Annotated in this window: 13 protein-coding genes, 1 tRNA gene and 1 pseudogene; 6 read left to right on the forward strand and 9 right to left on the reverse strand. The window is 68.7% G+C overall.

Going from position 1 to position 24,514, the window contains the following annotated elements; all coding sequences use genetic code 11:
• Window positions 1-44 precede the first annotated feature (44 nt).
• Window positions 45-1,661, reverse strand: a complete 1,617-nt coding sequence (locus AAY78_RS17375) for a S1C family serine protease (RefSeq protein ID WP_046749833.1) — start codon at window positions 1,659-1,661, stop codon at window positions 45-47.
• A 98-nt stretch (window positions 1,662-1,759) separates the two neighbouring features.
• Between AAY78_RS17375 and AAY78_RS17380 the strand changes: the two genes are divergently transcribed.
• A complete protein-coding gene (locus AAY78_RS17380; RefSeq protein ID WP_046749540.1) occupies window positions 1,760-2,965 on the forward strand; it encodes an aminotransferase class I/II-fold pyridoxal phosphate-dependent enzyme in 1,206 nt (401 codons plus the stop codon).
• On the opposite strand, the gene AAY78_RS17385 is transcribed toward AAY78_RS17380, so the two are convergent.
• Window positions 2,962-3,777 carry a carbon-nitrogen hydrolase family protein gene (locus AAY78_RS17385; RefSeq protein ID WP_046749834.1) on the reverse strand — a complete coding sequence of 272 codons (816 nt, stop codon included), beginning with the start codon at window positions 3,775-3,777 and terminating at the stop codon, window positions 2,962-2,964. The genes AAY78_RS17380 and AAY78_RS17385 overlap by 4 nt on opposite strands.
• A 95-nt stretch (window positions 3,778-3,872) precedes the next feature.
• Here AAY78_RS17385 and AAY78_RS17390 point away from each other — a divergent pair.
• From AAY78_RS17390 to AAY78_RS17400, 3 genes and pseudogenes are all read left to right on the forward strand, one after another.
• A tRNA-Met gene (locus AAY78_RS17390) sits at window positions 3,873-3,946 on the forward strand.
• Between the two features lie 606 nt (window positions 3,947-4,552).
• Window positions 4,553-5,095 (forward strand): hypothetical protein, encoded by a 543-nt coding sequence (locus tag AAY78_RS17395; protein ID WP_231589747.1) that lies wholly within the window; start codon window positions 4,553-4,555, stop codon window positions 5,093-5,095.
• Window positions 5,096-5,120: 25 nt separating this feature from the next.
• A pseudogene (locus tag AAY78_RS17400) lies at window positions 5,121-6,216 on the forward strand (fatty acid desaturase family protein).
• A 709-nt stretch (window positions 6,217-6,925) separates the two neighbouring features.
• Here AAY78_RS17400 and AAY78_RS17405 read toward each other — a convergent pair.
• From AAY78_RS17405 to AAY78_RS17415, 3 genes are all read right to left on the reverse strand, one after another.
• Window positions 6,926-7,270, reverse strand: a complete 345-nt coding sequence (locus AAY78_RS17405) for an arsenate reductase/protein-tyrosine-phosphatase family protein (RefSeq protein WP_046749542.1) — start codon at window positions 7,268-7,270, stop codon at window positions 6,926-6,928.
• 1 nt (window position 7,271) lies between these two features.
• On the reverse strand, window positions 7,272-10,178 hold the full coding sequence (locus AAY78_RS17410) for a UPF0182 family membrane protein (protein WP_046749543.1): 2,907 nt from the start codon (window positions 10,176-10,178) through the stop codon (window positions 7,272-7,274).
• Between the two features lie 86 nt (window positions 10,179-10,264).
• The gene (locus AAY78_RS17415) at window positions 10,265-11,356 is read right to left on the reverse strand and encodes a YlbL family protein (RefSeq protein WP_082108744.1); all 1,092 of its coding nucleotides are present in this window, start codon (window positions 11,354-11,356) and stop codon (window positions 10,265-10,267) included.
• 118 nt (window positions 11,357-11,474) lie between these two features.
• Between AAY78_RS17415 and AAY78_RS17420 the strand changes: the two genes are divergently transcribed.
• On the forward strand, window positions 11,475-12,884 hold the full coding sequence (locus AAY78_RS17420) for a zinc-dependent metalloprotease (protein ID WP_046749545.1): 1,410 nt from the start codon (window positions 11,475-11,477) through the stop codon (window positions 12,882-12,884).
• Window positions 12,885-13,718: 834 nt separating this feature from the next.
• Here AAY78_RS17420 and AAY78_RS17425 read toward each other — a convergent pair.
• Together AAY78_RS17425 and nudC are read right to left on the reverse strand one after the other, a co-directional pair.
• Window positions 13,719-15,440: an ATP-dependent helicase gene (locus AAY78_RS17425; protein ID WP_046749546.1), complete on the reverse strand. Its 1,722-nt coding sequence runs from the start codon at window positions 15,438-15,440 to the stop codon at window positions 13,719-13,721.
• On the reverse strand, window positions 15,437-16,318 hold the full coding sequence (gene nudC / locus AAY78_RS17430) for an NAD(+) diphosphatase (protein ID WP_046749547.1): 882 nt from the start codon (window positions 16,316-16,318) through the stop codon (window positions 15,437-15,439). Before nudC ends, AAY78_RS17425 begins: the two co-directional genes overlap by 4 nt.
• Window positions 16,319-16,382: 64 nt before the next feature.
• On the opposite strand from nudC, the gene AAY78_RS17435 reads away from it, so the two are divergent.
• On the forward strand, window positions 16,383-17,759 hold the full coding sequence (locus AAY78_RS17435; protein ID WP_046749548.1) for a phosphotransferase: 1,377 nt from the start codon (window positions 16,383-16,385) through the stop codon (window positions 17,757-17,759).
• On the opposite strand, the gene AAY78_RS17440 is transcribed toward AAY78_RS17435, so the two are convergent.
• Complete coding sequence (locus AAY78_RS17440) at window positions 17,705-21,229, reverse strand: ATP-dependent DNA helicase (protein WP_082108745.1); 3,525 nt, start codon at window positions 21,227-21,229, stop codon at window positions 17,705-17,707. The genes AAY78_RS17435 and AAY78_RS17440 overlap by 55 nt on opposite strands.
• Window positions 21,226-24,453, reverse strand: a complete 3,228-nt coding sequence (locus tag AAY78_RS17445) for an ATP-dependent helicase (RefSeq protein WP_052748830.1) — start codon at window positions 24,451-24,453, stop codon at window positions 21,226-21,228. The genes AAY78_RS17440 and AAY78_RS17445 overlap by 4 nt, the downstream gene beginning before the upstream one ends.
• Between the last annotated feature and the right edge of the window lie 61 nt (window positions 24,454-24,514).

The raw sequence follows: 24,514 nt of genomic DNA on the forward strand, positions 1-24,514 counted from the left end.
GAGCCTATCGCGGGGTGGCGTCCTTCTCTGTGTGTGAGGCGTACTCAGCCGGCGAGTTCGCCGAGCGTCACGTCGACGTCGTAGTCCTTGCCTCCGCGCACGTACGTGACCTTGGCATCGCTGCCGGCCGCAGCCGCACGGACCTGGGCGGTGAGATCGCTCGCACTGGTGATGGGGACACCGTTGAACTCGGTGACCACGTCACCCTCCTTGATGCCCGCGGCCGCCGCTGCGCCGCCCTCGTTCGCCTTGGCGATGTAGGCCCCGGAGACGGTCGCTCCCTGCACGCTCGAGGCGTCCCGCACAGAGGCGCCCAGCAGACCGTGCGTCGCGACCCCGTCGGCGATGATCTCGTCCGAGACGCGCTTGGCGATGTTCGACGGGATGGCGAATCCGATGCCGATCGAACCCGACTCCTCGGAGCTTCCCGAACTCGCGATCGCCACGTTGATGCCGATCAGCTCGCCCTTGCTGTTCACCAGAGCACCACCGGAGTTGCCGTGGTTGATCGCCGCGTCCGTCTGGATCACCGCGATCGAGATGGAGTCGGAGGTCTGCGGCGTGCCGCTGCCCGGGATATCGAACTGGAACGGTCCCTGTCCCTGCCCCTGATCGGGCGTCTGCTGCTGATCCGGCGCATCCTGCGACGAGGAGTCGGGCAGCGCGGAGGAGGCGATCTGGATGCTCCGGTTCAGGGCGCTCACGATGCCGGTCGTGACGGAGTTCGCCAGTCCCAGCGGTGCGCCCAGCGCGACGGCCGTGTCTCCGACGTTGAGCTTCGAGGAGTCGGCGAACTCCATCGGGGTGAGCCCCTTGGCATCCTTCAGCTTGATCACGGCAAGGTCGTAGATCGGGTCGGTCCCGACCACGGTCGCCTCGAAGATGCGCCCGTCCGACGTCGTCACGCGGATCGTCGGATCGGCGACCGCGCCGCCCAGCGTCACGACGTGCGTGTTGGTGAGCACGTATCCGTCGTCGCTGATGATGACGCCGGACCCGCTGCCCGCCTGGTCGGAGCCGGCGACCTCGATGGTCACGACGGAGGGAAGGGCTGCCGTGGCGACGGCGGTCGTCTCGTTGACGGATCCGGGGTTGTTCACCGTCACGGTCTGCGGCCCTGTGGCCGTGCCCGACGACGGGCGGTCCTGGATGCCGTTGAGCAGCGCCCCTCCGCCGAATCCGGCGACTCCGCCGACCAGGGCTGCGGCCACGATGAAGGCGGCGAACTTCGCGCCGCCACGAGGCTTCTGCTCCTTGGTCTTCGTCCCGTCGCCGTGGGCGCCGTACGGAGCGCCGTCGCCGAGAGGCTGGGTGGGCTGCGTGTGCGCGGTCGCGGTGGGGATGCCGAACGCGGCTCCCTGCGCAGTGGCCGTTCCCGGTGCGCCGGCGGCCGGTGCCGCGTAGCCGTGCGGAACTGGGGCGATCACGGGCGCGGCCGGGGCCTGCGAAGTGAAGGACGACGGCATCTCGTGGCCCTGTGTCGGCGCGGCAGCGGCCGGAGCGACAGGCGCCGACGGCACGGATGGCGTCGCGACGGAGGGCGCGGTCGAGTCAGCGGCGGCGTTCGTCGCCGGCTGTGCGGCGACCTCTGCGGCCTCGGTGGACGGCACGGCGTCGTTCGACGCGGGTACCGACTGGTCCTGGGGGTTGTCTTCGTTCATGGTGTGTGCTCCTTCGACGACCATTTCAGAATGACGCCTGTATCTGTGCGTTCCTTATGTCGAGGATGAGTTTCAGCTATGGCCTTAGCCTGTTCTTCATGAGTGTCATTCCCGGCGCATGGCGGCGCACGGCAGCGGGTGCAGGTCTGCTCGCTGCGGACGGAACCGTCGCGCCCACCATCTTCGCAGAGATGTCGGCGGCAGCGGCCAGAACCGGTGCCATCAATCTCGGGCAGGGCTTCCCCGACGAGGACGGTCCCGCCGAGGTTCTGGAGGCCGCACGAGCGGCCATCGCGAGCGGAGCGAATCAGTATCCGCCCGGTCGCGGCATCCCTGATCTCCTCGAAGCCATCAGCGCGCATCAGCAGCGCTTCTACGGGCTCTCGGTCGATCCGGCCACCGAGGTGATCGTGACCGCAGGGGCGACCGAGGCTCTCACCGCGACCCTCCTGGCGCTCATCGACGGCCCCGAGGACGAGGTGGTCGTGTTCGAGCCCTACTACGACTCGTACGCGGCCGCCGTGGCCCTCGCAGGGGCAGCCCTTCGCACGGTGCCGTTGCGGGCTCCGGACTTCCAGCCCGACCTCGAGCGCCTCGCCGCGACCGTGAACGACCGCACCAGGATCGTCCTCGTCAACAACCCGCACAACCCCACGGGCGCGGTCTTCGGGCGCGATGTGCTCGAGGAGGTGGTGCGCCTGGCGGAGAAGCACGATGCGATCATCGTCACAGACGACGTGTACGAGCATCTGGCGTTTCATGCCCCGCACACGCCGATCGCCACCCTTCCCGGGGCCGCCGACCGCACGCTCACGATCTCGTCCGCCGGGAAGACCTTCTCCGCGACGGGATGGAAGATCGGGTGGGTGCACGGGCCTTCCGCCCTGATCACCGCAGTACTGACCGTGAAGCAGTATCTGACGTATGTGAACGGCTCGCCCTTCCAGCCCGCCGTCGCGGTGGGGTTGCGGATGGACGACGCGTACTTCGCCGACTCCGCAGCGTTGCTTGCACGCAAACACGGGATCCTCGGCGATGGTCTGCGCGCGGCGGGCTTCACCGTGCACGCCCCGCAGGGCGGCTACTTCACCGTCGCCGACGCGACCGGCCTGGGCGGAGGAGACGCCGCTGCATTCTGCCGGGCCCTGCCGGAGCGCGCCGGTGTCGTGGCGATCCCGCTCACGGCGTTCGTCTCCGCTGCACACAGGAGCGAGTACTCGGGTCTGGTGCGATTCGCCGCCTGCAAGCGCGTCGAGGTGCTCGAGGAGGCGGCGACCCGCCTCGCCGGTCTGTCCGGCCGCTAGGCCCGCACGGGCTCGACGACATACCGTCGTGCCCGCAGCGAGGGGTTGGTCACGCGGACGCGCTCGATCATGTCCCGCTCCACGGCGGCGACCGCGATCCCCGGGCCGGTGCCCACTCCGGCGAGCACGACGCCCTGGGGGTCGACGATCTGCGAGTGCCCGACACCGATCGGCGTCGGATGGTCGGCCGCGAGCACGTACACGGTGTTCTCGATCGCGCGCGCGGCGAGCAGTGTCGTCCAGTGGTGCTCCTTGAGCGGACCTCTCACCCACTCCGCCGGCACGACCAGGACGTCGGCCTCCGCATCGACGAGAGAGCGGGCGACCTCCGGGAACCGGAGGTCGTAGCAGGTCATGAGCCCGAACCGCAGACCGCCCAGGTCGAAGGTGGCCGCGACTCCCACCTCGCCGGGCTCGACCCAATCGGACTCCGTCTGCCCGAACGCGTCGTAGAGGTGCTGCTTGCGGTACACCGCGAGCACGCCGTCGCCTCGCACCGCCACGACCGTGTTCCGGACCCGCCGCTCGTCGGATGCCCGTTCGGCGAGGCCGGCGACGATCACGACCGCGTACTCCCCCGCCAGCGCCGTCAGCGTCGAGACGAACTCCCCGTCGAGTTCTTCCGCGTTCGCCACCAGGCTCTCGTCCATCGGGTCCACGAAGTAGCTGGAGTACTCCGGGAACACGATCAGCTTCGCGCCGCGCGCAGCCGCAGCTGATGTCAGCTCGGCTATCCGTTCACGATTGTCGGCTCGGGATGCGGTCGGCGCGAACTGGCACACGGCGACGGGGACGGCTGCGGTCTCGGACATGTCTCCATCCTCGCGCATCGACACGCCCGGGACCCCGTCCGGAGGGCCCCTCGATTAGACCGACCCCGGAATCCGTGATAAGTTTCTTCTTGTGCCGCGGGGTGGAGCAGTTCGGTAGCTCGCCGGGCTCATAACCCGGAGGTCGCAGGTTCAAATCCTGTCCCCGCAACAAGATAGGCCCCGAGATCACTACGATCTCGGGGCCTTCACCTTTTGAATCGCGCACGACTCGACAGATTCGGTCGAAAATATGCAGCCATCGGCTCACGGTCCGGGTGGACAGCAGCGAAGTGCAGCACAGCGAGATCAGCAGGCTCCTCCACTCCGTGATGTTCCCGATCCAACGCATCGTGCAGGGCGAGAGTCATCTTCAAACGATTCTGGCTGAGATAGTCACATGCTTCCGTGAACGCGCGACACGGCGACTCGACGGAACGTTGTATAGCTGCTGGCCGACCTCAGGCGGTGCGCCCGTCGCGGGTCTGGGGTCCCCTGAGCGGCGGACGCACCTTGCGAGAACAGGGTTTGCAAACAGCGGAAGGGCCCTCACGAGGAGAGCTCCATCGCACTGCCAGTAAGAGCCCCGCCGACCAGAACGACGCCTCCAAACTCCCCAGAAGTTCGGGCCGCGCTCTAGTCCGAACCGTACACCCGCGATACCCCCCGTGATCAACGCCTTCCAACTACTGCCGGGGACTTGGGTGGCACCGTAGGGTGTGCCTGCGGTGCGAAACCCTTCGAGGTGGCACCTCGGGGTGGCCGGAGAAACGTACCTGTGAGCGCGTACAGCTTGAGAGCGTACCGTCGGCAAATGAGTACACAACTGAAGAACGATTCCCCACTCGGGCTGGGGACGGTGCTCGTCGGATCTCTGCCGGCGAAGCTGATGACCGACGAAGCGCCCGACCGTTACACCGTGGAAGCGGTGTTCACCCGCCAGGCAGATCGCGACGAAGTCACCGCGATCCATGACGGCACCACCCGCGATTACTTGTCGACGAGGGGGTATCCCACCGTCGAGTTGCACGTCTCCGATCGACGCCTCGAGATTTACAACACGAACCTGGAAGAGCTCCGTGACGGCCTCGCACAGGTCATCGCCGAACACCTGTCGGAGATGACTGCAATGATTCGCGCCGAGCGCGAGGTCGCGTCCGCGAGGCTCAACGATGCATCCGAGCGGGAGCAGGCACGCGCTGCCGCCGTTGCGGCGTTGGCGGAGTCGGTCACTTTCTCCTCCAGCACCCCGAACGCGGATGTCGATACCTCAGCGCGTGCAGATGATTGGATCAGCGAGGGCGGCGCCGCCCGCAGCTAGCGGACACATCCGCCTGGAGGTCATCATGACTACCGTCCGCAGCACATCTCCCCGCGACCGTTCGGACGCGGGACAACGGGTCGCGAGCCCGTTTACAGATCTCGCACAGCAAGTCCGGGACCGAGGTCTCCTACGACGCCGCTATGGGTACTACTGGACGAAGCTGATCGCAGCTCCGGTGGTCGTCGCGGCGTGCCTCGCAGCGTTTGTGTGGATCGGTGAGTCGTGGTGGCAGCTGGTCACCGCGGCGGCACTGGCGGTCGTGTTCACTCAGATCGCGTTCTTGGGGCATGATGCCGCGCACCGGCAGATCTTCTCTTCAGGGAAGTGGAACGATTGGGTGAGCATCGTCCTCGGGGACCTGCTCGTGGGCATGAGCTACGGGTGGTGGCAGCACAAACACACTCGCCACCACGCCAACCCGAACAAGCTCGACGCTGATCCGGATATCGAACTGCCCGTGATCGCCGTCACGCCGGAGACTACGGCGAGGCACCGCAGTCCCGTGTTGCGATGGTTGCGCGGGCATCAAGGCCTGCTCTTCTTTCCGATCCTGCTGCTTGAGGGGCTGTCGTTGCATGCGTCGGGCGTTCGGCGCGTTCTCTCGGCTGGCAAGCTTCCGCGGCGGTGGGCGGAGATCCTCTTCCTGACAGTCCGGATCGGAGGGTACTTGCTGCTGGTGTTCATGGTGCTCTCCCCAGGGATAGCGTTTATGTTCCTTGCTGTCCAGCTGGGGTTGTTCGGGTTCTACATGGGCATCTCGTTCGCGCCGAACCACAAGGGCATGCCCATCGTGCCGCGCGACATGAAACTGGACTTCCTCCGCCGTCAAGTGATGATGAGCCGCAACGTTCACGGAAGCCGTGCCCTAGACGTGCTCATGGGGGGGCCTGAACTATCAGATTGAACACCACCTCTTTCCCTCGATGCCGCGCCCGCATCTGCGTCGCGCGGCCCCCATCGTCGCCGCGTACTGTCACGACAACGGGGTGCCGTACGCTCAGGTCGGACTGCTCACGTCTTACAGAATCGTGGTCCGCTACATCAACCGTGTCGGACTGGGAGAACGCGACGTCTTCACCTGCCCGCTCATCCAGACGCGGACTGCCATCGGCGCGTAGACCACATCATCGACGCCATCGACAACAACGGCCTCGCGCTCTCGGGGAGGTTTTGAATGGCGAAGTATCGATATCAGGCCGTGCGTGCGCTCCAGCCATCCCCAGAACACCGGACGACTGAAGATGTGTTCAGCTCCAGTCGAATCGTGCGCCAGTGCGAGTAGGGTCCTAGCCAAGCGCGTTCCGCGCGTCCGAGAAGATCGACGGATGCGGAACCTGTCGACATCACCAACGCTGAGCGCCATGTCTGGGGCGAGGTGTCTGATGGGTGGCGGCTGCTCGATAGCCCGCAGTTCTCCGTGATCGAGGCGCGAGTGCCAGCGGGGGCTCTTCAACGCTGGCGAGGCAGAAACTCGATTCCTGGTGATCATCACTCCGAATATGAGGGGTGATGCCTCAGTGGGCCCAGGGGACGCCGCTGACGCGCGAGGCCGAAAGCTCGACACATTCGCTCGACAGAAATCGGACGCTATGCCTGATTCGCGGTGATCTGCGCTGATTGGATGAACGCACGAAAAGACCAGGTCAGCCAAAGATTGCGCAAACCAGCACAAGCTTTGTCGCAGGGGCGCCTGGCTCCCGGAGGTCGCAGGTTCAAATCCTGGCCCCGCAACAAACGAAAGGCCCTCTGACTCGGAGAAATCCACGTCAGAGGGCCTTTCGCTTTCTCGGTTCATCCTGAACCGCATCAGCCGCAGCGGGCAGCGGGTCAGAGGAGTTCGGCCACCAGGCGGTCGATCCGGGTGCGGATGCCGTCGTGGATGGGACGGACCGCTTCGATGCCCTGCCCTGCGGGGTCATCGAGCTTCCAGTCCTCGTAGCGCTTCCCTGGGAAGAGGGGGCAGGCATCTCCGCATCCCATCGTGATCACGACGTCCGACGCCTGGACGACTTCGGTGGTGAGCACCTTCGGCGCCTCCGCCGTGATGTCGATACCGAGCTCAGCCATGGCGTCCACCGCGATCGGATTGATCTGATCGGCCGGCATGGACCCGGCGGGGGTCGAGACACGAATGGGCGCCCCGAGGGACGCCCATTCGAATCGTTGCCGCAGGTCAGTTGCCCGCGGAGTCCAGCTCGATCAGCTTCTGGACCGCGGCAGTGAGGCGCTCGTCGGCCTCGGCGAACTTCGCGAGGTCACCCGCTTTGAGCGCGGTCTCGCGGTCGACCAGGGCCGCCTGAGCGGCCGCCAGTGCGTCCGCCTGGGCGTCCGTGGGCTGCGAGGGCTCCGTGGGGACCTCTCCGGTGTCCGGGACCTCGGCGTTCGGATCCGGCTCCACCGTGTCGTCACCGCCGGTCGCACCGGAATCACCGCCGAACAGCGTGTCGAGCGCTTCCGTGAGCGTGTTCTCGAACGCGACGCGATCACCGAACGCCACGAGCACCTTCTGCAGTCGCGGCAGCTGGGTTCCCTCGGACGACTGTACATAGACGGGCTGCACGTAGAGCAGACCGCCACCGACGGGCAGCGTCAACAGGTTTCCGTAGATGACCTCCGACTCCCCCTGCTGGAGCAGGTTGAGCTGGGGAACCACCGACGTGTCGGAGTTGTACGTGTTCTGCACCTGGCCGGGACCGGGGACTGTGGTGTCGGTGTCGATCTCGAGCATGCGCAGCTGGCCGTAGCCGTCCGCTTTCACGCCCTTCTCCGACCCCGCATCGGAATCCACCGCGAGGTAGCCCATGAGCACGTCACGGCTTCCTCCCGCGCCCTGCGAGTTCGGGATGAACGTGGAGAACATCGAGAATCTCGGGGCGTCCTGACCCGGCATCTGCATGGTCAGGTAGTACGGCGGCTGCAACATCGACTCGCTGCGCGGATCGTTCGGCGTCTGCCAGCGGTTGTCCTGCTGAGCGAACGATCCGGCCTTGTCGACGTGGTAGACGCCGAGGATGTCGCGCTGCACCTTGAACAGGTCTGTCGGGTAGCGCACGTGACTCATGAGCTCACCGGACATCTCGCTGATCGGCTTCAGCGTCGACGGGTAGACCTTCTGCCAGGTCTTCAGCACCGGGTCCTCGTCGTCCCACGCGTACAGCGTCACCGAACCGTCATACGCGTCCACGGTCGCCTTGACCGAGTTGCGGATGTAGTTGATGTCGTCGATGGCGAGCGTCGGCGACGGGATGTTGGAGTCGGCGATCGCGTCCGACAGGCTCACGCTCGTCGAGTACGGGTAGGTCTGGCTGGTCGTGTAGCCGTCGACGATCCAGACGATGCGACCGTCCACCACGCTCGGGTACGGGTCGCTGTCGAGCTCGAGGTACGGCGCGACCTTCTGGACGCGCGTCTTGGGGTCGCGGTCGTAGAGGATCTGCGAGTCCTCGTTGACGAGGTTCGAGAACAGGATCTGCTCGGACTGGAACTTCAGCGCGTAGAGCAGCTTGGTGAAGGTGTCGCCGATCTTCGGACCGCCGTCGCCCTCGAAAGTGGTCTTCGTCTCGCTCGAGCCGTCCTTGCCGCGCGGGTAGTCGATCTCCGCGGGCTCGGAGCCCTTGGGAGCGCCGACGATCGAGTACTCGGGCGAGTTCTCGCCGAAGTACACACGCGGTTCGAAGTTCTCGCGGTCGGACAGGAAGCCCGAGGTCGGGATGCCGCGCTCGAGGAACACGGGCTCGCCGTCGGTGGTGCGCTGGTTGCCCGCGGCGGCCACGAGACCGTAGCCGTGCGTGTACACCGCGACACGGTTGTTCCAGTTGTCGCCGTCGCCGAGGCCCGACATGTCGAGGTCGCGCACGGACACCACGGTGTCCTGCATCTTGCCGTCGATCTCGTAGCGGTCCACGTCCATCGTGGTCTGGAACTGGTAATAGCCGCGGTACTGCTCGAGCTGACGCACCGTCGGCGGGATCACCTTCGGGTCCATGATGCGCGTCGAAGCGGTGGTCTCGGCGTCTGCGCGCAGCTGGCCGGCCTCGGCGTCCGTCTTGGCGGCGAACGGCGTGGTCTCGAGGTCTGCGACCCCGTACGCCTCCTTGGTGCCGTCGATGTTCCGCTGGTAGTACTCGGCCTGGTAGGCGTTCTGGTTCGGCTTCACCTGGAACGTGGTGACGACCCAGGGGTAACCGATGCCCACGACGAGCGATGCCACGATCAGCAGGGCGGTCGCCGCCAGCGGGAAGCGCCAGCGCCCGATGACGGCGGTGACGAAGAAGAGGATCGCCACGACGGCGGCGATGATGGCGAGGATCGCGAGACCGGGGATCGTCGCGTTGACGCCCGTGTAGGCCGCACCGGTGATGCGGTCATCGGGCTCGACGAGGGTCTTGTACTGGTCGAGCCAGAGGCTGGCAGCCTGCACGAGCAGGTAGAGGCCGGCGATCACCGCGAGCTGGATGCGGGCGGGCTTCGAGATGCGCAGCTCGCCCTGGCCGATGCGCACAGAGCCGTACAGGTACGACACCAGCGCGGTCACCAGCAGCGAGAGCAGGAGCACCGCGGAGACGAACGCGAGCAGGATCGAGTAGAACGGCATCGCGAACATGTAGAAGCCGGTGTCGATGCCGAACTGGGGGTCGACGTCGGACGTCGCCACACCGTTGGCCCAGAGCCAGACCGTCTTCCACTGCCCGGCGGCAGCGAAACCGGCGAAGAGACCGAAGAAGATCGGCATGCCCCACATCGCCAGGCGACGGAGCGGTTCGATGACCTCCTGGTAGCGGTCCAGCTGCGAACTGAGCCGGACGTACACGGGACGGAGCCGGTAGGCGAGCTGGATGACGACGAACAGCGGCACGGCCATCCCGAGGAAGCCGACCACGAACATCACCGCCGTGGCGATCCACTGCGTCGTGAGGACGCCGGTGAAGCCCACCTGGTCGAACCAGAGGAATTCCGTGTAGAGGGAGGCGAACACGAAGAAGACCGCGATCAGTGCGGCGATGATCACTAGGGAGATGCCGAGGATACGTCGGGACGTTCGAGGCGTGGCCGGATTCGGAGCTGAGGGCGAGGAGGTCACCCCTCCATCCTAGGCATCGCTCACTGTGCGCAGGCTGTCATCCCGGTCACGGGGCGGTCACGGCGTGGTCGCAGCAGCTTCCGCGCTCACCGGTCGGCGACGTCGCACGTCGGGAGCGCAGCGACGTCTCCGTCGTCGGCGATCACCTGCAGGGCGGCCAGAGACTCGTCGAGGGTCGCCGTGCGGATCACCTGAAGCCCGTCGGGCACATGACCCACGACCTCGTCGCAGTTGTCGGCCGGCGCGAGGAAGTACTCCGCTCCGGCATCTCTGGCGCCGTAGAGCTTCTGCCGGATGCCGCCGATCGGGCCGACGGTGCCGGCCGCGTCGATCGTTCCGGTACCGGCGATGTCCTTGCCGCCGTTGAGCTCGCCCTCGGTGAGCGTGTCGATGATGCCGAGTGCGAACATCATCCCTGCGCTCGGCCCGCCGACGTTGTCGAGCTGGATCGTCACGTCGATCTCGAAGTCGTAGTCGGTGCGGAGGGTGATGCCGATGAGCCAGGCGGTCTTGTCCCCCTCGGTGTGCTCCTCCGGGGTGACCTCGACGGTCTGCTCGGCGCCGTCGCGCACCACGGTGAGCTGCACCGGGGCTCCTCCCGCCGCCTGGATCGCCTCTCTCAGCTGGGTGGCCGAGGTGAGGGCCGTGCCGTCGATCGCGGTGATCACGTCGTCGGCTTCCAGGACGCCGTCGGCCGGCGAGTCCGCGACGGCATCGACCACCACGACCTGCGCGCCGGTGTCATAGCCGAGCTCGTTCAGCGCTGCCGCCGTCGCCTCGTGCTGGGAGTCGACCATCAGCGTGGCGTTGCGCTCATCGCGCTGTTCGGTGGTCACGCCCTGGGGGAACACGGAATCGAGCGGGACGACCGCCTTCGAAGAGTCCATCCAGGCCAGAGCGAGCTCGAACCAGCTCGGAGTCCGCTCACGGTTGCCGACGACCTGCACCGTGGTCAGATCGAGGGTGCCGGCGGTCTCGAACGTCTCCGCGCCTTCGACGCTGATGAGCGGCACCTGCTCGCCGTCCGCGCCCTTCGCGGTGCCGAGCGTGTCGTACACCGGCCCCGGCCGCTGGATCACATAGGGCGACGGAAGGAAGGTGAGCAGGACCAGCGCGAGGAGCGCGACGATCAGCGCCCAGACTCCGAGTCCGAGCTTCCCAGACCGCGTTCGATCCACTGCATTCCTCCGTCGTTCGCGAGCGGCGTACACCGATCTGCCCGCATCGGGTTCGCGCGCAGAAACCTGTGACTAGCGTAGATGCCACGGCAACAGAACTGCTGAGAGGGCGAGTGACATGGCAGACAACGACCCGACACCCGAGGACTTCCAGGAGTTCCTGCGGAAGATGCTCTCGAACCAGGGCGGCGGGGACATCGACCCCGAAGCGCTTCGAGGCGCGTTCGAGGGGATGGACGGATTCACCCTCGACCCGGCGATGATGCAGACCATCATGTCGCAGCTCCAGGGCGCCTTCGGCGGTGATCCGTGGGAGAACGCCCTGCGCCAGGCCCTGTTCATCGCCAACCGCGACGGGCAGGGAGTGACCGACGGTTCCCGCACCTCGCTCGCCGATTCCTTCGCGCTCGCGAACCTGTGGCTCGGCGAGGCGACGACGATCTCGGAGCTCTCCGAGGCTCCGACGGCGATGACCAGGGGTGAGTGGGTCGAGAAGACGCTCCCGGTGTGGAAGGAGATCGCCGACCCGGTGTCGACGAGCATCGCCGACGCCCTGACCTCGGCGTTGGACACGCAGGTGCCCGAGGACATGCGCGGCGTCGTGCAGGGAGCGGGGAAGCTCATGCGGGGCCTGGGCGGCTCGGTGTTCGCCGCGCAGTTCGGGCAGGTTCTGGGAAACCTCTCGCTCGAGGTCGTCTCCGGTGGCGACGTGGGGATCCCCGTGCTCCCTGCGGGGACCGCGGCCATCATCCCGCAGAACCTCACGGCGTTCGGGGAGGGGCTCGAGATCCCGGAAGACCAGATCGCGCTGTACCTCGCCACCCGCGAACTCGCCTACGCGCGGCTCTACCGTCACGCGAAGTGGCTGCACCTGCACGTGATGGCGCAGATCACCGACTTCGCACGGGGAGTCACCGTGGACGTCGACGCTCTGGAAGACGTGGCCAGTCGCCTCGACCCCTCCGATCCCGAAGAGCTTCGCGCGGCCATCGAGGGCGGCGCGCTCCTCCCCGTGCAGAGCGAGGCGCAGCGCGAAGCCCTGACCCGTCTCGAGAACCTCATCGCGACGATCGACGGCTGGGTGGACGTGGTGACCGCCGAGGCGACCTCCCGTCTGCCGGACGGCGCCCGTATCGCGGAGGCCGCTCGACGCCGTCGTGCCGTGGGCGGACCGGCCGAGGACGCGCTCGGCGCGCTGGTCGGGCTCAAGCTCCGCCCCCGTCGGATGCGCGAGGCATCCGCGATGTGGCAGGCGGTGACGGATGCTGTCGGCATCAGCGGCCGCGACTCGCTGTGGGACTACCCGGACCTCATGCCGACCGCCGAGGACATCGACGACCCGAGCGGGCTCGTGGCTCGCCTCCAGGCCGCAGAGCGCGGCGAGCAGCCCGTCGCCGACGAGTTCGATGAAGCACTGGCCCGCCTGCTCGACGGCGACGACTTCTCGCAGGACAGGCCCGCGGACCAGAACTCCGCGGATTCGGACGGAGACGACGACGCAGCGCCGGAGGGCGACCGACCGGTCTGAGCACGACGGGTGCGGCCGAGGGAGCTCCCTCGACCGCACCCGCCCTCCCCCGTCTGGCGGATACGGAGGAGTTCTCCACCGATGCCCGCAGACGGCCCCGCACCGCCCGGTTCCTCTCCACAATCGGAGAGATGCCGCTGACTCCTCCACTCCTCACCCGCCTGGACCCGGGCTCTCCGCTGCTCTGGCGAGACGAGCGCACGCTCCAGCTCGGCGACGATGACGGTCCCCGCTTCGACGCCGCGGAGCCCTGGGTGGAGCGGTTGCTCAGCCGGCTGCGCTCCGGGTTCCGCCGCGGCTCCTTCGACGTGATCGCCCATGCGGCCGGCGCACCGCGGGAGGCGGCACGGATGCTCCTCGCTCGACTCGACGCGCTCCTGGTCGACGACCCCGCGCCCGCCCGATCGGCCTGGGTGGAGAGCATCGGTCTCTCGGACGGCCGCGGCGAGTATCGCATGCGGGAAGCGCTGACGGACGAAGGAATCACCCTGGTCGAGATCGGTCGGCGACCCGGTGTCGGTGTCGTGCTCGTGAACGGAGCGACCGCCGCGCTGCAGTTCGCCCGCTTTCTGCGCGAGGACACCGCGCACCTGCCCGTGTCGTTCGAGCCGGGCAGGGTCACCGTCGGGCCGCTCGTGGTTCCCGGCGCATCGGCGTGCCTCGCATGTCGCGACGCCCATGCCCGAGACCTCGAGCCGGCCTGGCCGCTGCTGCACGCACAGATGATCGGCCGAGACTCCGGTCCGATCAGGGCTGCGCAGGTCGCCGAGGCCGGGCGACTCGCGGCTGTGCTTCTCGCCGACGACGCCACGGCCATCGGACGCACGGTGCGGGTCAGCGCTGACGGCTCGCTCGCGTGGCGTTCGGTGACGTTTCACGAAGAATGCCGGTGCCGCGGCCCGTGGTTCCCATCTCGGCGAGGAACCGAGACGGTGCGCGCTCTCCCCGACCCGCCGATCTCGACCATGACAGCGCCAGCGTCCGCGCGGCGCGCGTGACACCGACGTACGCCAGGCGGCGCTCCTCGTCGACGGCCTCGAACGTCGTCGCGTAGGAGATGGGCAGCGACCCCTCCGCCCACCCGGCCAGGTAGACGTGCGGCCACTCCAGGCCCTTGGCCGCGTGCAGAGTCGACAGGGTGACCGTGCGCATCGTCGGCTCGTGCTGATCCTTCGCCCGCGCCATCAGGGCGTCGCTGAAACTGCGCAGGTCCGAGTCGGGACCGGCTTCTTCCGCGAGCCGCAGAATCGCTCGCCGGGCCTCCCACCCGTCCCGTTGCGCTCCTCCGGCAGCGGGCGGCTGTTCCGTGAGTCCGAGCTCGCGGAGCACGCGCTCCACTCCGGCGAGGAAACCCTGCTCCGTCGGGGCGACGGCCGCAGCGCGAAGGGCGAGGATCGCCTGGCGGACCTCCGGCATCGAGAAGAACCTCGTCCCCCCGAGGACCGTGGTCGCGATGCCCTCGGCGGCGAGCGCCTGCTGCAGCACGGCGGACTGGGCATGAGCGCGATAGAGCACTGCGATCTCGTCGGGAGAGGTGCCGGCTTCGATACGGGCGGAGATGCCGGCGGCGATCCCCGCAGCCTCCTCGCCCTCGGTGTCGTACGCGGTGATCGTGGGCGCGTCCGCAGTGAACTGCTCTCGCGCCGGTACGAGTTCGAGCGCGCCGGGACGACCCCGCATCAGCGCATTCGCCGCGGTGAGGATCGGCGGCTGCGAGCGGTAGTTGGTCTCCAGTCGCACCACCGTGGCGTCGGGGTGGCGGCGCTCGAACTCGAGGAGGAACCGCTGCTCGGCCCCGGCGAACGAGTAGATCGTCTGGCTGGCGTCGCCCACGACGCAGATGTCGTGCCGGTCCCCGAGCCACAGCTCGAGCAGACGGTTCTGCAACGGAGACACGTCCTGGAACTCGTCGACCGTGAAGTGACGGTACTGCTCATGGACGGACGCGGCCACGCGCGGCTCGGCCTCGAGCATGCCGGCACAGGCCAGGAGCACGTCTTCGAAGTCGAGCTGACGGCGGTCGTCCTTGAGCGCCTCGTACCCGCGCATCAGCTCGACCAGCTGCGTCGCGTCGACCCCGGAGACCGGCCGACCCAGCGCGGCGTACTGGTCGATCGAGAGCATCGAGACCTTGCGCCACTCGATCTCCGAGGCGATGTCCCGCAGCGTCGCGGTGCTGGGCCGGAGGCGGATCGCATCGGCAGCCTGCCCGAGCATCCGCACCTTGTTGTCGATGATCGACGGTGCGGGCGAGCCGGCCAGAGTGGGCCAGAAGAAGTTCAGCTGCGCGAGTGCCGTCGCGTGGAAGGTGCGAGCGGCGACGCCCTCGACGCCGAGCGCGCGCAGCCGTCCGCGGAGCTCCCCCGCAGCCTTCGCCGTGAAGGTCACGGCCATCACACGCGACGGCGAGTAGGCCCCGGTGTCGACACCGTGGGCGATGCGGTGGGTGATCACCCTGGTCTTGCCTGTTCCGGCTCCCGCGAGCACGACGACGGGACCACGCAGCACGGATGCCGCCGCCCGCTGCCGCTCATCGAGGGCATCGAGTGCGCTCACGCCCTGTCCTCGTACCAGTCGACGATCAGCGCCCGAGCGATCGATGCAGGTCCTGGAAGCCCGACCGGTCCGTCTCCGGCGAGCGCGGATCCGATCTCGGCACGTGTGAACCAGCGGACCTCGATGATCTCCTCGCCGTCGGCGCGCGCGGTCGTCTCGTCGTCGACGACGGCGCGGAAGCCGACCATGAGCGACCGCGGGAACGGCCAGGGCTGCGAGGAGACGTATCGGAGGGCGGACAGACGCACACCCGACTCCTCCTCGATCTCACGGTAGGCGGTGGATTCGAGGGACTCCCCCGCTTCCGTGAACCCCGCGAAGCAGGAGAACATCCGCCCGCCCCAGTTCGCGTTGGCGCCCAGCAGCAGGCGCTGGCCATCCCTGCTCTCGACGGCGACGATCACGGCGGGGTCGGTGCGGGGGAAGTGCTGCCGTCCGCAGACGAGACAGCGCCGGGACCAGCCCGCCTGTCGGAGCTCGGTCTCCCCTCCGCACGTGGGGCAGAACGCCGCGTCCTGAAGCCAGCCGGCAAGCGCGATCGCGCTGATGAGCAGCTCGGATTCCCGGCCGTCGATGCGACCACCCAGATCGCGCAGTCCCAGCCAGATCTCGTCCGGCGCCGTGTCGAGAGCATCGTTCTCCGGCGGGGCGGCCGCGAGGAGCAGCAGGGTGCCGTCGAGATCGCGCCCCAGAACCGCCCAGCTCGCCTCCACGACGGCATCGGGTGCGACGCGCACGAGTGCGGAGTCGACGACTCTGACACGACCTTCACGGACCACGATGACGCGCGTCGCCGGGTCGTCGCGGAGACGGGCGAGCACATCCGGTTCTTCGCGGAGTTCGGCCGCTCGGTCGAGGGACGGGCGCTGAATGGTCATCGACTCCCTCTTTCACGGGCGTGGCGGAGGCGGGACCGCCCCTGAGCCGACCTAACCTGGGGGCATGGGACGCTCTCCTTTCACTCTAGCCGCGGCAGTGACCGCCGCACTGCCCGGGGCGGAGGTCACGGGTGCCCGTGGTCTGAGCGCGGACGGCGAGGGCCGGTTCGATTCGGCCATCGCCACCCTGGCCGATGGCCGTGAGCTCGCGATCCGCGTCGCAGACGACGACGAGACGGCGCGCGAACTCGCCGCCGAGGCGATCGCGCTTCGTGCTCTCACCGACGGCGCTCGAGCGATGCTGCCGTTCCGGGTGCCGGCCTACATCGGGGAGACCCGACTCGGCGAGGGACGCGCGCTCGTCACCGAGCTGCTGCCCGGGTTCCAGATCGACGCGGCCCACGTGCCGGCGGGGCGCGGCGCTGCCCCGTCGATGGGGTCAGCGATCGCCGCGGTGCACAGCATGCCCACCTCGGTGGTCCGCGGGGCGGGACTGGCCACACGCACGGCCGAGGAGAGCCGCGCCGAGCTGGATCGCCTGATCGACACGGCCGCATCGACGGGGAGGGTTCCCGCGCGTCTCACCGTGCGATGGCGCGACGCCGTCGCCGACGACGACCTGTGGCGCTTCGAGTCCACCGTCGTGCTCGGCGGCTTGCAGTCGACGTCCTTCCTGTTCGAGGACGACCCGGAACGCGGCCCCGAAGTCATCGGGCTCCTGGGCTGGCATGGACTGTCGATCGGTGATCCTGCGGTCGATCTGTCGTGGCTCTCCGCGGCACCCGAGGCGTCCGACGATGTCCACGCCGCGTACTCCGGCGCACTCGACCGCGCACCGGACGCCGGCCTCGAAGTGCGTGCTCGTCTGCTCGCCGAGCTCGAGTTCGCTCGGTGGCTCGTGCACGGCGACGCCATGCATCGACCGGATATCGTCGACGACGCGGCCGCGCTGCTCGAGGCTCTCGCCGAGGGTCTGCGTACCGATGACCTGAGCGTGATCGATGCCCGCAGCGCCGGAGTCGACTCTGCCATGGACGCACTCGACCGCGTGCCCCGAGACGCCGTGACCGAGGTCGACACGTCGATGCAGACCGACGCCTACAACCCCGAGGAGCTGTGGATCGACGTTCCGGCCGAATCGGTGGAAGGCGCGACCGACGCGACTTCCACCGATGTCGTCGAACCGCTTCGCAGCGGTGCCGAAGGCCAGGGACAGGAGCGGGACGACAGCTCCCACCGCGCCGGGATGCTCGACCGCGAGACCGAGGACCTCTCCGAAGCGCGGAGCATCTTCGCCGGCACCCACCGCACCGATGCCGGGGACAGGCATGGCATTTCCGGGGCGCAGTCGGAGACCGCGTACGACGAGGATGACTCCGAGGAAGCTCAGCGCGCCGCGCGAGCGGCACTCCAGCGTTGGAAGAGCTCTTCCTCCGAGTAGATCCGATCGTCGCGGATGATCAGGTCGTCGGCCACGTAGTACAGCGCGACATCGATCTCCTCCAGCGGTACGTCGAATCTGCGGTGGTACGCGAGACGGTAGAGCGCGAGCTGCAGCATGCGCTCCTCCCGCTCGGCGGCGGTGCGCGGGGCCTTGCCGGTCTTCCAGTCGACGATCTCGACGCGGCCGCCGCGGTCGGAGCGCCGGTACACGGCATCGAGCTTGCAGATGACGATGTGACCCCCCGCAGCCTCGTCCGCGGAGAGGCCTGCACCGAGCACGAAGTCGATCTCGATCTCGACGGCGATGGGCTGCAATCCTCCCCACTCGCTGCGCTCGAACGTCGCCTGCAGCACGGCGAGGTCGGCGGCGTCGGCGGTCGTTCCGCGCCCCTCCCCCGACGCCCTCGTCAGGTGCTCGGCCTCGATCGGCGCCTCCTCCTCATCGAGCTCCCAGAGCGCCTCATCCACACGGCTGCCGACGCCCACGAGCTCGGACCGCTGCTCCACCCAGGCGTGGAACAGCGTGCCGAGGCGGGTCTGCCGGTAGGGCCGCTCCGGCATCGGCCTGACGATCGACGAGAGGGTTCCGGAGAAGTCGGTGACATAGTCCTTGAACCTCGAGGCCGGCACGCGCGTCGGCGCTTCCGCATCGGCACCGCGCTGTCTGGCCGCACGCTCGGCGAGCAGACGAGCGAGCTCGATCGAGGGTTCTGCCGTTCCCCGGAGCGTGGCCTCTTCGACAGCCGCTGCCGCTGCGGACACGACACCCCGCCGAGCGCCCAGCGGGTCGAGGGGCCAGCGGAGCGTGGAACCGGGGCCCTCATACGGATTGTCGTCCGGATCGACCTGATCGATTTCCTCGAACCCCTGCGCCTCGATGGCTTCGAGCAGATAGGGACTCGGCGTGCGCGGGGACTTCTGCCCCGCCCAGTGGGAGCCGCTCAAGAGCAGATCGGTCCGCGCACGGGTGACCGCGACATACGCCAGACGTCGCTCTTCCTGCTGCTGATACGCCCGGTACGCGTCTTTGAAGCGCTTGATCGCGCCCCCCTGCGGATTCGCCTTGGTCGCGCCGCCGGAGAGCGATGCCTGCGCGAGCTTCTGACGCTTGACGGGGTCGGTCTCGTCGCCCATCGCCCCGACGGGGTCCCACTCGAAGCGGGGCAGCGCATCTCGGTCGCCGCGCAGAGCGAAGGGAACGACGCCGAACCCGAACCACCCTGAGGTGTCGGAGACACGGCTCGGAAGCTCGTCGACCACGACTCGGACGACCGCGACGGCATCCCACTCCAGGCCCTTCGAGCCGTGGATCGTCAGCAGCTGCACGACGCCGGGTTCCGGCGGTTCCGGCCGAGGCATGAGCTCGTCCGTGCTCTCCGCCTTGTCGAGCCAGGCCAGCAGGCTGCCGATGCTCCCCCGGTCGTCGGCGGCGAGGAAGGCCCTGACCTCGTCGGAGAACGCGCGCAGCTGCGTCGCGGCGATCCGGGCAGGCCCTCTGGTCTCGTTCGCCGCCAACTCGATGTCCAACCGCAGTTCGAGCTCGATCAGGCGGATCAGCTCCGGGATCGGCTGCGAGGACGCTCGTCGCAGACGCTCCAGCATCTCGCCCGCGGCGCGCACGCGTGCCCGCCCGTCCGGGGTGATCGCTTCGAGCAGTCTGTAGTCGTCGCGCACGGCCCTGACCACGTCGACGGCGTCGATGATCGACACCGCCTCGTCGGCGCCCCGCGACCCGCGCAGCCGCGAACGGATCTCCTCAGGCAGCGGAGCCATCGCGGGGTCACGCTCCGAGAGCGTGCGCCCGAGGTCGTAGAGCGCCGCCATGTCGGCCACCCCCACGCCGAATCGCGGCCCGGTGAGCAGTCGGATGAGCGCCGATCCCGCCGTGGGGTCGTGCACCACGCGGAGCGTCGAGACGACGTCGACGACCTCCGGCGTCGCCAGCAGTCCGCCGAGACCGAGGATCCGATGCGGGATCCCCCGGGCTGCAAGCGCAGCCGCGAACGTCTGCATGTGCCGCTTCGAGCGGAACAGGATCGCGCCGGTGTGCGGCTTCGTCGCGTGTGCCGCTGCCGTCTCGCGGGCATCGTGTGCCGCTCGACGCTCGGAGAACCACTCCGCCACGGCTGCTGCCTCCTCGTCGACCGTGAAGGGGTACTCCACGGTCACGGTGCCCTCTCCCGCCCCAGGACGGGGTTCGAGCGGGGGCACGTCGAGCCCGGGCCGCTGGAGCGGCTCGAGCACCCGGTTCGCGATCCCGAGGATACGGCGGTCGTTGCGCCAGCTGGTCATGAGGCTGTAGGTATGCGCCGCGCCCGTGCTCGAGAACGTGCCGGAGAACGCGTAGAGATTGTCGGCGCTCGCCCCTCGCCAGCCGTAGATCGACTGGTGCGGGTCGCCCACGGCCATCACCGCCGAGTCACGGAAGAGCTCCGCGAGGAAGCGGGTCTGGATGACCGACGTGTCCTGATACTCGTCGAGCAGCACCACGCGATGCTGCTCGCGGAGCTCGGCGCGCACATCGGGCGCCGACTCGACGATGTCGTACGCGCCGCCGACCTGATCGGCGAAGTCGAGCACGCCGCGACGATGCTTCTCCGCGATGTAGTCGCGCACCAGGCTCGACAGCGTCGGAAGACTGAGCAGGTTCACGGCCGCCTTCTCGACATCGCCGTTGCTCCGATAGGGCTCGAAGGCGAGGGCCTGCTCCCGGGCGATGCGCTCGGCGAGATCCAGGTCCACACGGTGGTCGAGGGCGTCTCCGGCGAGCCGCTGCACCGCATCGATGACCGTGCCGAGCGCGAAGTCGATGTTCTCCAGCTCAGGGAGATCGCTACGCAGCACGACCTCGCGCGCGAGCATCCAGGAGGCCGCCTGGCTGAGCATCGCCACGTCGGGGTCTCGCCCGATGCGTGCAGCGTGCTCGCGGACGATGCCGTCCGCGAAGGCGTTGTAGGTCGAGACCCGAGGCCGGATCATCAGGTCCTCCGCCGCCCGAGGGATCACCGGGTCCCACCCGGTCCCGCGCTGGGCGGCGAGCTCGTCGAGCACGTGTGCACGGACCACCTCGCGCTGGCGGCCGGGCGCCGCCTCCTCCACCCTGCGCAGTGATCCGTCCGCCACGATCGCCGGGAGATGGGGCAGGAGTCCACGACGACCGTACTCGTCGATGACCGCGAGCCGATGGCCGATCCGCTCCGCGAGCTCACCCGCAGCCTTGCGCGTGAAGGTGAGGCCGAGGATCTCGTCGCGGCGCACGTGCCCGTTGGCGACGAGCCACACGACGCGCCCCGACATCGTCTCGGTCTTCCCGCTGCCGGCACCCGCGACCACGAGCGCAGGTTCCGGGGGCGCCTCGATCACACGCTGTTGGGCGGGGGTCGGCGAAGGCTGGCCCAGCGCGGCGGCGATGTCGGTCGCGGAGATCGAGACGCCGACGCTCCACCGTGCGCCGTTCTCCCCCGTCACGAGCTCACCGCCGGCACCGTGTGAATACGGCAGGGATGCACCCGACGCTGGGTGTCGGCACAGTGCGATTCGACCTGCGCTGTGAAGCTCGAAGCCGACATGCCACGCGCCGCATCCGATACGCGCATCAGGAAGGCCGAGCGCGACTCGTCGTCGAGCGTGTGCTGATGGGCGATGCGGTAGTCGCTCTTCGCGAGGGTCTTCGAGACGATCACGAGCCGCGCTCCGGCGAGTGAAGCCGGCGGCGCCCCCTCGACGAGTCCCTGCTGCACCGCGATCTGATAGGCGGCCAGCTGCGCATGCTCGAGCACGCCGGCGTCGGATTCCGGATCGTTCTTGCCCGTCTTCAGATCGACGACGACCGTCGGGCCCTCCGGACCGCCCGACATGGGCTGCCATCCGCGGCCTCGCGCCGCCGCATGCTCACCCGCGCCGGCGGGGTAGGCCTCCACCCGATCGATGTAGCCGTGGATGATCGCCTGATTCGCCCTGCTCTCCCCCACCGCATGCACGGTCGGCACGACATCCTCATCCTCGCCGCTCGCCCCCGCCACGTCGACGGCGAAGCGGAACTCGACCTCGCTGCCGATCACCCTTCCGCCTTCCCGACGGACGTCGCCCAGGTAGGCGTGCAGCCTGTCGACGAGCAGATCGGCACGGCGTCGCTCCTTGCGTCCGATCCATTCGGTCTCGAAGTCGAGCTCCGGCCACTGCTCGGCCACGATCGCCCGCATCTGCTCCAGGTCTCCGTCGGGAACCCGCTCCATCGCCTCGTGCACGATCGTGCCTATGCCCGCCGTCGGCGGCATCACGGTGTCGCCGCCGAGTGCCGAGACGACCCAGTTGAGACCGCACTCCTCGTAGGACTCCATCTTCGAGGGCGAGACCCGCGCACCCGTGACCGCGAGGTCGCGCAGCGGCGCATCGGTGGAGACGGGCGTCACTCCGTACCATTCGGCGGGGTCCGCACCCGGGACCCCCTCGCGGGCGAGGACGGCGAGCTGCGCAGCGGCGACTCGCCGCACGGGTTCGGCGGATGTCGTGGTGAGGGCGCGTCGGTGCCGTGCGACCAGGCCTCGCAGGGTGAGCGGATGCTCCGCCGAGGCATGCCGCTCAGGCGGCTCGGGAGCGGGCAGGAAGCCGAAGAACGGACTGGGAGTCAGATCGTCGTCGTCCACCGCAGTGATCAGGAGCCGATCGCGCGCACGTGACACGGCACGGACGAACAGACGCAACTCGTCGTGGAGCGCAGCCCGTCGCCGGTCGAGGACGCCCGGCGGCTCGATCGCCATCCCCGTGCGGACGGCCTGGATCGCGTCGGGCAGACGCCACGTCTGCAGCAGTCCACCGCGAAGGCGCACATTCGGCCAGATGCCGTCCTGCACGCCGGCGACGACGACCGCATCGAACTCGGTGCCGAGCGCCGTTGCAGGGGTCAGCAGCGTGACCTTTCCCGGCCGATCGGGAGTCGACAGCGAGTCCTCGGGAACTTCGCTGTCGAGGATGTCCCGCACGAACACCTCCGGCCTCTCGTTGGGGGTGCGTTCGACGAAGCGCTTGGCCGCGTCGAACAGCGACACGAGCGCGTCGAGCGAACGCGCGGTCTCCGCCCCCGTCGGCAGCAGCGAGATCTCGCGCCAGGCGACCTGCAGTCGACGCCCGTCGACGGCTCGGGCCTGGTCCCACACCCGCCAGAGCAGGTCGTGGATCGTCTCGCCGGCATCCGCACCGCTGGCGAGAGCCTGGATGGTCTCGGCGAACCTCTCCGCAGTGCGCGACTCCGGAGCGTCGATGAGAGTGAGGTGGGCAGGATTCGCCATCGCCTGCCGCAGCAGCTCCCGCGCGGGGGTGGAGCCGCCCTGCTCGAGCTCGACGTGTCGGAGCCGGGCGCGCAGGCGCCGCAGCCCGATGGCGTCCATCCCCCCGAACGGGGTGCGCAGCGCCTCCTCGAGCGCGGTCGAGGTGCGCTCTTCGACGGGCGTGAGAGCCAGACGAACGATGCCGACGATGTCGCGCACGATCCCCTCGCTGCCGAGCGGGCGTTGCACACCGGCTGCGCGCGTCGGGATCTCCCTGGCGGCGAGCTCGGTCTCGAGCGTGGTCACCTGCCGGGTGTCGTGGGCGATGACCGCCATCCGATCCCACCGGATCCCTTCGGAGAGGTGCCATTCGCGCATGACACCGGCGATGCGATCGAGCTCTTCGTAGGGAGACGGGGCGATGAACGTGGAGACTCCGGCGTCGACGTCATCGGCCGTCGCCGGCACAGGCGCCCGCCGATGCTCCACCCGCCCCGACACGCCGATCGCCTGCGTCACCGTGCGGGTGAGCGCCGTGAGCGCCGGACGTTGACGATGGGGGCCATCGAGCACGTGCACATCCCCCAGCACCCCGGCGAGCTGCGCGAACAGCTCGGGGCTGGCTCCGCGGAAGGAGCCGGAAGAGATATCCGGATCGCCGAACGCCAGCACGGCGATCCCCCGACTCCGCAGGGCCTTCACGACCGATATGCCGCCGCGGGTGAGCTCCTGAGCGTCGTCGATGAGCACCACGCGCAGCGGTGCCAACGGGCCGAGAGTCGCCGGATCGGCCGTGTGCAGGATGGCGCTCGCCTCGCTGAGCAGGTCGGCGGCATCGCGATGTGCGGATCTTAGGGCGTCGAGCACGGCTCGGTACTCCACGAGGAACTCCGCCGTCGCCGCCCACACGGCGTTGCCCGATGCACGAAGCTCCGCAGCGTCCACCCCGAGTTCGGTGCACTCGGCGAGGAAAGCGCGCAGCTCGGAGCGGAATCCCTTCGACGCCCGCACCGACGCGCTCAGGCTCTCCGGCCACGGGATGCGCATGTCCTCCGCGTCACCGGCGAGGAGCTCGGCGATGATGCGGTCCTGATCCGCGCCCGTCAACAACGCCGGCGGCTCGGACCCCTCCTTCACCATCGCCCCCCGCACGAGCTGGAAGGCGAACGAGCCGAGCGATCTCGCGAGCGGACCCGGCGTGGCCTGCCCGATCCTGACTCCGATCCGGTCGCGCAGCGCCGTCGCCGCCTGACGGTTCGGGGTGAGGGCGAGCACCTCTTCGGGGCGCAGGGCGTCTGCATCGAGAAGGTGGACGACGCGGTCGATGAGGGTGCGGGTCTTCCCCGTGCCCGGTGCGCCGATGATGACACCGGACGCGTGCGACTCCGCGGCGATCACAGCACGCTGAGCGGAATCCGGTGTCATGACATCAACGCTATCCGGACGCGCGGACATCACCGTCCCCACCCGCCTGAGGCCGCCCGCA

Origin of the sequence: Microbacterium sp. Ag1 (genome assembly GCF_001005635.1) — a bacterium.
In the GTDB taxonomy this organism is placed as follows: Bacteria; Actinomycetota; Actinomycetes; order Actinomycetales; family Microbacteriaceae; genus Microbacterium; species Microbacterium oxydans.